Origin of the sequence: Photobacterium piscicola (assembly GCF_046058925.1) — a bacterium.
Classification (GTDB): Bacteria; Pseudomonadota; Gammaproteobacteria; order Enterobacterales; family Vibrionaceae; genus Photobacterium; species Photobacterium piscicola.
This window is the reverse complement of sequence record NZ_CP175534.1, coordinates 371,300-385,548: the sequence shown is the minus strand read 5'-3', so window position 1 is coordinate 385,548 and position 14,249 is coordinate 371,300. Positions and strand designations below refer to the sequence as shown.

Annotated in this window: 3 protein-coding genes, 2 tRNA genes and 6 rRNA genes; all 11 read right to left on the bottom strand. The window is 46.9% G+C overall.

Annotated features, from left to right (window positions below; translation table 11 throughout):
* Positions 1-104: 104 nt before the first annotated feature.
* The 11 genes from ACJZU6_RS01850 to ACJZU6_RS01800 all read right to left on the bottom strand — a co-directional run bounded on the left by ACJZU6_RS01850 (position 105) and on the right by ACJZU6_RS01800 (position 14,006).
* A tRNA-Trp gene (locus tag ACJZU6_RS01850) sits at positions 105-181 on the bottom strand.
* Between the two features lie 37 nt (positions 182-218).
* A tRNA-Asp gene (locus tag ACJZU6_RS01845) sits at positions 219-295 on the bottom strand.
* Positions 296-364: 69 nt separating this feature from the next.
* Positions 365-480: ribosomal RNA gene (gene rrf / locus ACJZU6_RS01840) — 5S ribosomal RNA — on the bottom strand.
* 139 nt (positions 481-619) lie between these two features.
* Positions 620-3,513: ribosomal RNA gene (locus tag ACJZU6_RS01835) — 23S ribosomal RNA — on the bottom strand.
* Positions 3,514-3,849: 336 nt separating this feature from the next.
* Positions 3,850-5,394, bottom strand: a 16S ribosomal RNA gene (locus ACJZU6_RS01830).
* Positions 5,395-5,817: 423 nt separating this feature from the next.
* Positions 5,818-5,933: ribosomal RNA gene (gene rrf / locus ACJZU6_RS01825) — 5S ribosomal RNA — on the bottom strand.
* A gap of 137 nt (positions 5,934-6,070) precedes the next feature.
* Positions 6,071-8,962 (bottom strand): 23S ribosomal RNA (locus ACJZU6_RS01820).
* A 335-nt stretch (positions 8,963-9,297) separates the two neighbouring features.
* Positions 9,298-10,842, bottom strand: a 16S ribosomal RNA gene (locus ACJZU6_RS01815).
* Together the 16S, 23S and 5S rRNA genes with 2 tRNA genes alongside form the textbook arrangement of a ribosomal RNA operon.
* Positions 10,843-11,338: 496 nt before the next feature.
* The gene (hemG, locus tag ACJZU6_RS01810) at positions 11,339-11,863 is read right to left on the bottom strand and encodes a menaquinone-dependent protoporphyrinogen IX dehydrogenase (RefSeq protein WP_327772804.1); all 525 of its coding nucleotides are present in this window, start codon (positions 11,861-11,863) and stop codon (positions 11,339-11,341) included.
* A gap of 10 nt (positions 11,864-11,873) precedes the next feature.
* On the bottom strand, positions 11,874-13,331 hold the full coding sequence (locus tag ACJZU6_RS01805) for a TrkH family potassium uptake protein (RefSeq protein WP_107237715.1): 1,458 nt from the start codon (positions 13,329-13,331) through the stop codon (positions 11,874-11,876).
* 48 nt (positions 13,332-13,379) lie between these two features.
* Positions 13,380-14,006 (bottom strand): YigZ family protein, encoded by a 627-nt coding sequence (locus ACJZU6_RS01800; protein WP_045037242.1) that lies wholly within the window; start codon positions 14,004-14,006, stop codon positions 13,380-13,382.
* Between the last annotated feature and the right edge of the window lie 243 nt (positions 14,007-14,249).

The following is a 14,249-nucleotide window of genomic DNA, read 5'->3' as shown; positions in this document are numbered from 1 at the left end:
CTGATTTTCGGTATGGCGAATCCGCTGCTCTGCCAGTTGGAGCTACACCTAAATTATATTGACGTAAAAAAGCCCCGACATTGCTGTCGAGGCTTTCTTGAAGATGGCAGGGGTGGAGAGATTCGAACTCCCAACACGCGGATTTGGAATCCGCTGCTCTGCCAGTTGGAGCTACACCCCTGTAGTTATTTTAAAGACTTAACTGTGTCTTAAATAAATGGCGGAGTGGACGGGACTCGAACCCGCGACCCCCGGCGTGACAGGCCGGTATTCTAACCAACTGAACTACCACTCCGCAGTGTCTATTCAGCATAAATGCAACTTGTTGTCTCTACCTTTATAAAAAGGTAAAAACGAAATTGAAGCCTGGCGATGTCCTACTCTCACATGGGGAGACCCCACACTACCATCGGCGCTATTACGTTTCACTACTGAGTTCGGCATGGGATCAGGTGGGTCCATAACGCTATGGTCGCCAAGCAAATTCTGGTTTATTTATTGTCTTATGACAATAAATAGCAATCTGGGAAAATCTAACTAGTTTGTTCTCAACACTGCATTCAAGCGTTTGTAGAGTCCGTCTCTTCTCTTTAGAGAAGGAAAACCCCTTGGGTGTTGTATGGTTAAGCCTCACGGGCAATTAGTATCAGTTAGCTCAATGCCTCGCAGCACTTACACACCTGACCTATCAACGTTGTAGTCTTCAACAACCCTTTAGAGACCTTAAAGGTCTAGGGATGACTCATCTTGAGGCTCGCTTCCCGCTTAGATGCTTTCAGCGGTTATCGATTCCGAACTTAGCTACCGGGCAATGCATCTGGCGATACAACCCGAACACCAGCGGTTCGTCCACTCCGGTCCTCTCGTACTAGGAGCAGCCCCTCTCAATCATCCAACGCCCACGGCAGATAGGGACCGAACTGTCTCACGACGTTCTAAACCCAGCTCGCGTACCACTTTAAATGGCGAACAGCCATACCCTTGGGACCGACTTCAGCCCCAGGATGTGATGAGCCGACATCGAGGTGCCAAACACCGCCGTCGATATGAACTCTTGGGCGGTATCAGCCTGTTATCCCCGGAGTACCTTTTATCCGTTGAGCGATGGCCCTTCCATTCAGAACCACCGGATCACTATGACCTGCTTTCGCACCTGCTCGAATTGTCATTCTCGCAGTCAAGCGGGCTTATGCCATTGCACTAACCTCACGATGTCCGACCGTGATTAGCCCACCTTCGTGCTCCTCCGTTACTCTTTGGGAGGAGACCGCCCCAGTCAAACTACCCACCAGGCACTGTCCGTAACCCCGATAAGGGGTCAACGTTAGAACATCAAGCATACAAGGGTGGTATTTCAAGATTGACTCCACAACCACTGGCGCGGTTGCTTCAACGTCTCCCACCTATCCTACACATGTAGGGTCAATGTTCAGTGCCAAGCTATAGTAAAGGTTCACGGGGTCTTTCCGTCTAGCCGCGGGTACACAGCATCTTCACTGCGATTTCAATTTCACTGAGTCTCGGGTGGAGACAGCGTGGCCATCATTACGCCATTCGTGCAGGTCGGAACTTACCCGACAAGGAATTTCGCTACCTTAGGACCGTTATAGTTACGGCCGCCGTTTACCGGGGCTTCGATCAAGAGCTTCGACCGAAGTCTAACCCCATCAATTAACCTTCCGGCACCGGGCAGGCGTCACACCGTATACGTCATCTTTCGATTTTGCACAGTGCTGTGTTTTTAATAAACAGTTGCAGCCACCTGGTATCTGCGACTCCCGGCAGCTTAGAGAGCAAGTCTCATCACCGCTAGGAGCGTACCTTCTCCCGAAGTTACGGTACCATTTTGCCTAGTTCCTTCACCCGAGTTCTCTCAAGCGCCTTGGTATTCTCTACCTGATCACCTGTGTCGGTTTGGGGTACGATTTCTTATAATCTGAAGCTTAGAAGCTTTTCCCGGAAGCATGGCATCAATGACTTCACTACCGTAGTAGCTCGACATCGTATCTCAGCCTTAAGATGAACCGGATTTGCCTAATTCATCAGCCTACATACTTGGACCTGGACAACCGTCGCCAGGCTCACCTAGCCTTCTCCGTCCCTCCATCGCAATTATAAGAAGTACGGGAATATTAACCCGTTTCCCATCGACTACGCCTTTCGGCCTCGCCTTAGGGGTCGACTTACCCTGCCCCGATTAACGTTGGACAGGAACCCTTGATCTTCCGGCGAGGGAGTTTTTCACTCCCTTTATCGTTACTCATGTCAGCATTCGCACTTCTGATACCTCCAGCACACTTTACAATGCACCTTCAACGGCTTACAGAACGCTCCCCTACCCAATATGAACAAGTTCATATTGCCGCAGCTTCGGTGTATAGCTTAGCCCCGTTAAATCTTCCGCGCAGGCCGACTCGACCAGTGAGCTATTACGCTTTCTTTAAATGATGGCTGCTTCTAAGCCAACATCCTGGCTGTCTGAGCCTTCCCACATCGTTTCCCACTTAGCTATAACTTTGGGACCTTAGCTGGCGGTCTGGGTTGTTTCCCTCTTCACGACGGACGTTAGCACCCGCCGTGTGTCTCCCGGATATTACTTACTGGTATTCGGAGTTTGCAAAGGGTTGGTAAGTCGGGATGACCCCCTAGCCTTAACAGTGCTCTACCCCCAGTAGTATTCGTCCGAGGCGCTACCTAAATAGCTTTCGGGGAGAACCAGCTATCTCCGAGTTTGATTGGCCTTTCACCCCTAGCCACAAGTCATCCGCTAATTTTTCAACATTAGTCGGTTCGGTCCTCCAGTAAGTGTTACCTCACCTTCAACCTGCCCATGGCTAGATCACTCGGTTTCGGGTCTAATCCTAGCAACTATGACGCCCAGTTAAGACTCGGTTTCCCTACGGCTCCCCTAAACGGTTAACCTTGCTACTAAAATTAAGTCGCTGACCCATTATACAAAAGGTACGCAGTCACCCAACAAGTGGGCTCCTACTGCTTGTACGTACACGGTTTCAGGTTCTATTTCACTCCCCTCACAGGGGTTCTTTTCGCCTTTCCCTCACGGTACTGGTTCACTATCGGTCAGTCAGGAGTATTTAGCCTTGGAGGATGGTCCCCCCATGTTCAAACAGGATATCACGTGTCCCGTCCTACTCGATTTCACTAAGACTGCATTTTTGGTTACGGGGCTATCACCCTGTATCGCGGTACTTTCCAGAACCTTCACCTAACGCAGAACTAGCTTAAGGGCTAATCCGGTTTCGCTCGCCGCTACTACCGGAATCTCGGTTGATTTCTCTTCCTCGGGGTACTTAGATGTTTCAGTTCCCCCGGTTTGCCTCATTAACCTATGTATTCAGTTAATGATACTTGCTTATGCAAGTGGGTTTCCCCATTCGGAAATCCCAGACTCAAGAGGCTTTTACTGCCTAATCTGGGCTTATCGCAAGTTAATACGTCCTTCATCGCCTCTGACTGCCAAGGCATCCACCGTGTACGCTTAGTCACTTAACCATACAACCCCAAGAGGTTTCGTATGTTCAAACAACCAAGGTTTGCGTTTAATACTCCGATCAAGAAAATATTAAACATTGGTTTTTCGCCGGACTCGATACAAGACACTTGAATGTGTGTTGTTTTGAGAACTCGTTTTTATTCAAAGAATAAAAACATTTTTTAAAATCAATCTTTCGATTGAATTTACTAGTCAGCTTTCCAGATTGTTAAAGAGCATAACGCAAAAGCGTTAATCAATGCGTGAGCATTAATTAGCACTTTCGCTATTTTCTAATAACTAATTTTACCAAGCAATCTGTGTGGACACTGCATAAAACAGCATAAGTCTTTAGGTAAGGAGGTGATCCAGCCCCAGGTTCCCCTAGGGCTACCTTGTTACGACTTCACCCCAGTCATGAACCACACCGTGGTAAACGCCCTCCCGAAGGTTAAGCTATCTACTTCTGGTGCAGCCCACTCCCATGGTGTGACGGGCGGTGTGTACAAGGCCCGGGAACGTATTCACCGTGACATTCTGATTCACGATTACTAGCGATTCCGACTTCATGGAGTCGAGTTGCAGACTCCAATCCGGACTACGACGTACTTTGTGGGATTCGCTCACTATCGCTAGCTTGCAGCCCTCTGTATACGCCATTGTAGCACGTGTGTAGCCCTACTCGTAAGGGCCATGATGACTTGACGTCGTCCCCACCTTCCTCCGGTTTATCACCGGCAGTCTCCCTGGAGTTCCCACCATTACGTGCTGGCAAACAAGGATAAGGGTTGCGCTCGTTGCGGGACTTAACCCAACATTTCACAACACGAGCTGACGACAGCCATGCAGCACCTGTCTCAGAGTTCCCGAAGGCACTAAGCTATCTCTAGCGAATTCTCTGGATGTCAAGAGTAGGTAAGGTTCTTCGCGTTGCATCGAATTAAACCACATGCTCCACCGCTTGTGCGGGCCCCCGTCAATTCATTTGAGTTTTAATCTTGCGACCGTACTCCCCAGGCGGTCTACTTAACGCGTTAGCTCCGAAAGCCACGGCTCAAGGCCACAACCTTCAAGTAGACATCGTTTACGGCGTGGACTACCAGGGTATCTAATCCTGTTTGCTCCCCACGCTTTCGCATCTGAGCGTCAGTCTTTGTCCAGGGGGCCGCCTTCGCCACCGGTATTCCTTCAGATCTCTACGCATTTCACCGCTACACCTGAAATTCTACCCCCCTCTACAAGACTCTAGTCTGCCAGTTCAAAATGCTGTTCCGAGGTTGAGCCCCGGGCTTTCACATCTTGCTTAACAGACCGCCTGCATGCGCTTTACGCCCAGTAATTCCGATTAACGCTCGCACCCTCCGTATTACCGCGGCTGCTGGCACGGAGTTAGCCGGTGCTTCTTCTGTTGCTAACGTCAAACAGCCAAGCTATTAACTTAACTGCCTTCCTCACAACTGAAAGTACTTTACAACCCGAAGGCCTTCTTCATACACGCGGCATGGCTGCATCAGGGTTTCCCCCATTGTGCAATATTCCCCACTGCTGCCTCCCGTAGGAGTCTGGACCGTGTCTCAGTTCCAGTGTGGCTGATCATCCTCTCAGACCAGCTAGGGATCGTCGCCTTGGTGAGCCATTACCCCACCAACTAGCTAATCCCACCTGGGCTAATCCTGACGCGAGAGGCCCGAAGGTCCCCCTCTTTGCTCCGAAGAGATTATGCGGTATTAGCTATCGTTTCCAATAGTTATCCCCCACATCAGGGTATATTCCCAGGCATTACTCACCCGTCCGCCGCTCGTCAGCAAAGAAAGCAAGCTTTCTTTCTGTTACCGCTCGACTTGCATGTGTTAGGCCTGCCGCCAGCGTTCAATCTGAGCCATGATCAAACTCTTCAATTAAAGTTTTGTTGTCTCTTTCGAGACGGCTCAATGAATACTGACTTCAAAACTACCTTAGTAATTTTAAAGCTATTATCGTTCCAACAGAACGATAATGAATTGACTGTGCCAAAACAACTTACGTTATTTTGTATTGGTCACTCAGTTCATTGATAAATCTTTCGACTTAACTATTCAACGAGTGCCCACACAGATTGCATGGTCAAATTGTTAAAGAACGTTGACTTTCAATGCCTTAGCGCGTTACGCTTCAGCAAGTCAGGTGGCGTATAATACGCTTTTCTGATATTCAGTCAAGACAAAATTTTATTCTTTTTTATCAATCGATTAAAAAGTAAAAACTTTCTGTTGACATCGCTCACATTACAATCAGTAAGAGCGAAATAAAAGCCCGTTCATTGAACGGGCTTTCATAAATTTGAAGCCTGGCGATGTCCTACTCTCACATGGGGAGACCCCACACTACCATCGGCGCTATTACGTTTCACTACTGAGTTCGGCATGGGATCAGGTGGGTCCATAACGCTATGGTCGCCAAGCAAATTCTGGTTTATTTATTGTCTTATGACAATAAATAGCAATCAGGGAAAATCTAACTAGTTGTTCTCAACACGCATTCAAGCGTTTGTAGAGTCCGTCTCTTCTCTTATGAGAAGGAAAACCCCTTGGGTGTTGTATGGTTAAGCCTCACGGGCAATTAGTATCAGTTAGCTCAATGCCTCGCAGCACTTACACACCTGACCTATCAACGTTGTAGTCTTCAACAACCCTTTAGAGACCTTAAAGGTCTAGGGATGACTCATCTTGAGGCTCGCTTCCCGCTTAGATGCTTTCAGCGGTTATCGATTCCGAACTTAGCTACCGGGCAATGCATCTGGCGATACAACCCGAACACCAGCGGTTCGTCCACTCCGGTCCTCTCGTACTAGGAGCAGCCCCTCTCAATCATCCAACGCCCACGGCAGATAGGGACCGAACTGTCTCACGACGTTCTAAACCCAGCTCGCGTACCACTTTAAATGGCGAACAGCCATACCCTTGGGACCGACTTCAGCCCCAGGATGTGATGAGCCGACATCGAGGTGCCAAACACCGCCGTCGATATGAACTCTTGGGCGGTATCAGCCTGTTATCCCCGGAGTACCTTTTATCCGTTGAGCGATGGCCCTTCCATTCAGAACCACCGGATCACTATGACCTGCTTTCGCACCTGCTCGAATTGTCATTCTCGCAGTCAAGCGGGCTTATGCCATTGCACTAACCTCACGATGTCCGACCGTGATTAGCCCACCTTCGTGCTCCTCCGTTACTCTTTGGGAGGAGACCGCCCCAGTCAAACTACCCACCAGGCACTGTCCGTAACCCCGATAAGGGGTCGACGTTAGAACATCAAGCATACAAGGGTGGTATTTCAAGATTGACTCCACAACCACTGGCGCGGTTGCTTCAACGTCTCCCACCTATCCTACACATGTAGGGTCAATGTTCAGTGCCAAGCTATAGTAAAGGTTCACGGGGTCTTTCCGTCTAGCCGCGGGTACACAGCATCTTCACTGCGATTTCAATTTCACTGAGTCTCGGGTGGAGACAGCGTGGCCATCATTACGCCATTCGTGCAGGTCGGAACTTACCCGACAAGGAATTTCGCTACCTTAGGACCGTTATAGTTACGGCCGCCGTTTACCGGGGCTTCGATCAAGAGCTTCGACCGAAGTCTAACCCCATCAATTAACCTTCCGGCACCGGGCAGGCGTCACACCGTATACGTCATCTTTCGATTTTGCACAGTGCTGTGTTTTTAATAAACAGTTGCAGCCACCTGGTATCTGCGACTCCCGGCAGCTTAGAGAGCAAGTCTCATCACCGCTAGGAGCGTACCTTCTCCCGAAGTTACGGTACCATTTTGCCTAGTTCCTTCACCCGAGTTCTCTCAAGCGCCTTGGTATTCTCTACCTGATCACCTGTGTCGGTTTGGGGTACGATTTCTTATAATCTGAAGCTTAGAAGCTTTTCCCGGAAGCATGGCATCAATGACTTCACTACCGTAGTAGCTCGACATCGTATCTCAGCCTTAAGATGAACCGGATTTGCCTAATTCATCAGCCTACATACTTGGACCTGGACAACCGTCGCCAGGCTCACCTAGCCTTCTCCGTCCCTCCATCGCAATTATAAGAAGTACGGGAATATTAACCCGTTTCCCATCGACTACGCCTTTCGGCCTCGCCTTAGGGGTCGACTTACCCTGCCCCGATTAACGTTGGACAGGAACCCTTGATCTTCCGGCGAGGGAGTTTTTCACTCCCTTTATCGTTACTCATGTCAGCATTCGCACTTCTGATACCTCCAGCACACTTTACAATGCACCTTCAACGGCTTACAGAACGCTCCCCTACCCAATATGACAAGTCATATTGCCGCAGCTTCGGTGTATAGCTTAGCCCCGTTAAATCTTCCGCGCAGGCCGACTCGACCAGTGAGCTATTACGCTTTCTTTAAATGATGGCTGCTTCTAAGCCAACATCCTGGCTGTCTGAGCCTTCCCACATCGTTTCCCACTTAGCTATAACTTTGGGACCTTAGCTGGCGGTCTGGGTTGTTTCCCTCTTCACGACGGACGTTAGCACCCGCCGTGTGTCTCCCGGATAGTACTTACTGGTATTCGGAGTTTGCAAAGGGTTGGTAAGTCGGGATGACCCCCTAGCCTTAACAGTGCTCTACCCCCAGTAGTATTCGTCCGAGGCGCTACCTAAATAGCTTTCGGGGAGAACCAGCTATCTCCGAGTTTGATTGGCCTTTCACCCCTAGCCACAAGTCATCCGCTAATTTTTCAACATTAGTCGGTTCGGTCCTCCAGTAAGTGTTACCTCACCTTCAACCTGCCCATGGCTAGATCACTCGGTTTCGGGTCTAATCCTAGCAACTATGACGCCCAGTTAAGACTCGGTTTCCCTACGGCTCCCCTAAACGGTTAACCTTGCTACTAAAATTAAGTCGCTGACCCATTATACAAAAGGTACGCAGTCACATAACAAGTATGCTCCTACTGCTTGTACGTACACGGTTTCAGGTTCTATTTCACTCCCCTCACAGGGGTTCTTTTCGCCTTTCCCTCACGGTACTGGTTCACTATCGGTCAGTCAGGAGTATTTAGCCTTGGAGGATGGTCCCCCCATGTTCAAACAGGATATCACGTGTCCCGTCCTACTCGATTTCACTAATAATGCATTTTTGGTTACGGGGCTATCACCCTGTATCGCTGTACTTTCCAGTACATTCACCTAACGCAGAACTAGCTTAAGGGCTAATCCGGTTTCGCTCGCCGCTACTACCGGAATCTCGGTTGATTTCTCTTCCTCGGGGTACTTAGATGTTTCAGTTCCCCCGGTTTGCCTCATTAACCTATGTATTCAGTTAATGATACTTGCTTATGCAAGTGGGTTTCCCCATTCGGAAATCCCAGACTCAAGAGGCTTTTACTGCCTAATCTGGGCTTATCGCAAGTTAATACGTCCTTCATCGCCTCTGACTGCCAAGGCATCCACCGTGTACGCTTAGTCACTTAACCATACAACCCCAAGAGGTCTTGTATGTTCAAACAACCAAGGTTTGCGTTTAATACTCCGATCAAGAAAATATTAAACATTGGTTTTTCGCCGGACTCGATACAAGACACTTGAATGTGTGTTGTTTTGAGAACTCGTTTTTATTCAGAGAATAAAAACATTTTTAAAATTAATCTTTCGATTAAATTTACTAGTCAGCTTTCCAGATTGTTAAAGAGCATAACGCAAAAGCGTTAATCAATGCGTTTGCATTAATTAGCACTTTCGCTATTTTCTAATAACTAATTTTACCAAGCAATCTGTGTGGACACTGCATAAAACAGTATAAGTCTTTAGGTAAGGAGGTGATCCAGCCCCAGGTTCCCCTAGGGCTACCTTGTTACGACTTCACCCCAGTCATGAACCACACCGTGGTAAACGCCCTCCCGAAGGTTAAGCTATCTACTTCTGGTGCAGCCCACTCCCATGGTGTGACGGGCGGTGTGTACAAGGCCCGGGAACGTATTCACCGTGACATTCTGATTCACGATTACTAGCGATTCCGACTTCATGGAGTCGAGTTGCAGACTCCAATCCGGACTACGACGTACTTTGTGGGATTCGCTCACTATCGCTAGCTTGCAGCCCTCTGTATACGCCATTGTAGCACGTGTGTAGCCCTACTCGTAAGGGCCATGATGACTTGACGTCGTCCCCACCTTCCTCCGGTTTATCACCGGCAGTCTCCCTGGAGTTCCCACCATTACGTGCTGGCAAACAAGGATAAGGGTTGCGCTCGTTGCGGGACTTAACCCAACATTTCACAACACGAGCTGACGACAGCCATGCAGCACCTGTCTCAGAGTTCCCGAAGGCACTAAGCTATCTCTAGCGAATTCTCTGGATGTCAAGAGTAGGTAAGGTTCTTCGCGTTGCATCGAATTAAACCACATGCTCCACCGCTTGTGCGGGCCCCCGTCAATTCATTTGAGTTTTAATCTTGCGACCGTACTCCCCAGGCGGTCTACTTAACGCGTTAGCTCCGAAAGCCACGGCTCAAGGCCACAACCTTCAAGTAGACATCGTTTACGGCGTGGACTACCAGGGTATCTAATCCTGTTTGCTCCCCACGCTTTCGCATCTGAGCGTCAGTCTTTGTCCAGGGGGCCGCCTTCGCCACCGGTATTCCTTCAGATCTCTACGCATTTCACCGCTACACCTGAAATTCTACCCCCCTCTACAAGACTCTAGTCTGCCAGTTCAAAATGCTGTTCCGAGGTTGAGCCCCGGGCTTTCACATCTTGCTTAACAGACCGCCTGCATGCGCTTTACGCCCAGTAATTCCGATTAACGCTCGCACCCTCCGTATTACCGCGGCTGCTGGCACGGAGTTAGCCGGTGCTTCTTCTGTTGCTAACGTCAAACAGCCAAGCTATTAACTTAACTGCCTTCCTCACAACTGAAAGTACTTTACAACCCGAAGGCCTTCTTCATACACGCGGCATGGCTGCATCAGGGTTTCCCCCATTGTGCAATATTCCCCACTGCTGCCTCCCGTAGGAGTCTGGACCGTGTCTCAGTTCCAGTGTGGCTGATCATCCTCTCAGACCAGCTAGGGATCGTCGCCTTGGTGAGCCATTACCCCACCAACTAGCTAATCCCACCTGGGCTAATCCTGACGCGAGAGGCCCGAAGGTCCCCCTCTTTGCTCCGAAGAGATTATGCGGTATTAGCTATCGTTTCCAATAGTTATCCCCCACATCAGGGTATATTCCCAGGCATTACTCACCCGTCCGCCGCTCGTCAGCAAAGAAAGCAAGCTTTCTTTCTGTTACCGCTCGACTTGCATGTGTTAGGCCTGCCGCCAGCGTTCAATCTGAGCCATGATCAAACTCTTCAATTAAAGTTTTGTTGTTTCTTTCGAAACGGCTCAATGAATACTGACTTCAAAACTACCTTAGTAATTTTAAAGCTATTACCATTCCAACAGAATGGTAATGAATTGACTGTGCCAAATAACCGTAGTTATTTGTATTGGTCACTCAGTTCATTGATAAATCTTTCGACTTAACTATTCAACGAGTGCCCACACAGATTGCATGGTCAAATTGTTAAAGAACAATCTTCTTCGAATTATCAAACATTTGACTGTTTAATCGTTTCGTTGAAGTGGACGGCCATTCTAGCGAAATAACATAAAGTGTCAACCACTTTTTTATTTCTTTTATCCAGTCTATCATCCAATCGATTATTGCATAACATCTTCTTTTATAAAGCTGCTCGCGTTCCGATAGAGCAGCAGTATAGAGACAACGACGTTCATCGCAAGTACTTTATGCTTTTTATCAATAAAAACGAACCGTTAGATCAAAAAGCAAACAAAGCGATCAATAATACGATTATAACGTCTTAAATTGGTGGCTAAAATGTGCCACCTTTTGCCAGTCGGTATATTCCACTTCTTTTGTTGTATCAGTTTCGCCCCCCGTAAGCTTCATTATTAACTTAATCATTGTTCGATCAAAAAAGTTATAACGTGGATAGCGTAATGCTCCAGCAAATACGGCCATCATTTTAGGATGCCATGGTGACTTCAATAAGAACTTCTTAACATAAGCACTTGTTGCTGGCGTATCTTTACCTTCTTTACGAGCGGTGAGGTTAACGCAGAAAAAAGCGATCTTTGCTTGTTCAAGGCTAGCTACATTTTGCTCTATAAATTGATATAGCTTTTTATTTAAATGACCATAGCGTACGGAAGCACCAACAAGAATGCGATCATAACCATTGAAATCAATTTTTGGCTCTGAATGGATATCAATATAGTCACATTGATACTGTTCGCCTAAGTCCTGCTCTATATGGTTAAGGATTTTAATCGTTTGTCCTTCACAACTAGAATGCAGTAATAATACCTTTTCCATGATAGCTCCTTTAATTACGCCAAAATGTCGGCGTAAATAAAACTAATAATGTAAACACTTCTAAACGGCCAAATAGCATAGCAATAATGAGGATCCATTTCGCAGAATCATTTATTTGACCAAAATGAACTGCAACTTCGCCTAAACCTGGACCTAAATTATTAAGTGTCGCGGCCACCGCTGAAAATGCAGTTAATTCATCGATACCTGTCGCAATAAGAGCCAACATACACACCACAAACACTAATGCATAAGCCGAGAAAAACCCCCACACAGCATCAACAACTCGTTGTGGTAACGCTTTATGCCCAAGTTTAATGGTGTACACCGCGCGCGGATGTACTAAACGTTTTAATTCTCGAACGCCTTGTAATGACAATAACAACATTCGAATTACTTTCATGCCGCCCCCTGTCGAGCCAGCACAACCTCCTATAAAAGAGGAAAACAGCAATAACACAGGTAGAAATAACGGCCAGTCAGAAAATCCTGTGGTGGTAAAACCCGCTGTGGTAGAAATAGAGACCGTTTGAAATAGCGCTTGATCAAAAGCATCAAAAGAGTGGTCATAAGAATGATGCTTTAATAGCAATCCAAAACAAATCACAAATAGAATAAGTTGCACCACAAAAAATGCTCTAAATTCAGGATCTCGCCAATATGTTTTGAGGTTTATATTACCATTACCAAATGCGGCAAAATGAAGTGAAAAATTACAGGCTGAAATTAAAAGGAAAACCACGGTGATCATATTAATAGTAGGACTATTAAAATAACCGATACTGGCATCATGGGTTGAAAAACCACCGATTGCGATCGTTGAAAAACTATGTGATATCGCATCAAAACCACTCATTCCAGCAAGCCAAAACGCTAATGCACAAGCAATTGTTAATGCTAAATATATATACCACAACGTCTTAGCTGTTTCGGCAATACGCGGTGTCATTTTGCTGTCTTTTACTGGCCCCGGCGTTTCAGCGCGATAAAGCTGCATACCACCGATACCTAGCACGGGTAATATAGCAACGGCTAACACGATAATTCCCATACCACCAAACCACTGTAATAACTGACGATAAAATAAAATCGCTTTAGGTAAGTGGTCAAGACCAACAATGACTGTTGCACCCGTTGTTGTCAGTGCAGAAAATGATTCAAAAAAGGAGTCAGCAACCGACAAATCTGGATTTTTAGACAACAGAAAAGGCACCGCACCTGCGCTGCCAATAACCGCCCAAAACAACACCACAATGAGAAAACCATCACGGGCTTTTAATTCACGCCGATGATAGCGATTAGGAAACCATAACGCTGATCCACCCGCTAGTAATAAAAAGAAGGTGACAACAAAAGGAAATCCAGCACCATCACGGTAAATCAAAGCCACTAAAGCGGGAATGAGCATCGTGACACTAAATAAAGCGAGCAACAGCCCGACGATACGTATAATTGAACGAAACTGCATGGCCTTAATCGGCCCTCATCTGAAAGTACATAATAGAATAAATAAGGGTTAACCCTCTAATGTTGATGTCGCGACGATCCGCCCACCACTACGATTAACCAACTTGGTACTAAACTCAGCCACAATGCGACTATCAAGCGCTAAATGCATACTGACTTGTTGTGCATAATCAGCCTTCAATTGCGTGCCGCTATATTCGCTTAATAATGATTCAACTAATGAAATCTGATTATAATCACAACATAAAAACAACTCACTGATGATGATCTTTTGTTGTGTGGTCAGTAACGTTAATGCTTGTTGTACGCCACCACCATAAGCCTTAACTAACCCACCAGTGCCTAAATGGATCCCGCCAAAATAACGTACAACAACGGCGGTTAGTTCACCGACACCGAATCCGGTTAATTGGGCTAATATCGGTTTCCCTGCTGTACCTGATGGTTCGCCGTCATCACTAAAGCCCCACAACATTGAATCTGTCGGTCTACCCGCAACAAAGCCCCAACAATGATGATTGGCACTTGGATGGGCTAACTTTACTTCGTTAATAAACTGCTTAGCCGCTTCAATCGACGCCGTATGGGCCAAATACGTTATAAAATGGCTTTTCTTGATTTCTTCTTCAAAAGTCACTGATTGCAGTGGGATCAAGTAAGGCTCAAAAGTTGACATAAAACATACCCCATCATCAAAAAACAACGGCAGGATAACATATTCCTATCATGACCCAAGCAATGCTCATTATTGCTTACAATGACACTCATTCTATGAATAATCACCTTTAAGATAATGTATCAACCGACAATGTTAAATAAATGTTTAAATTAATTATTGAATTTGTGGTCATTGCAGTTCAGACTAAATATTAACCACTACAGGTCAAACCAGTTAAATCGCACCAGATCCGTCATAGCA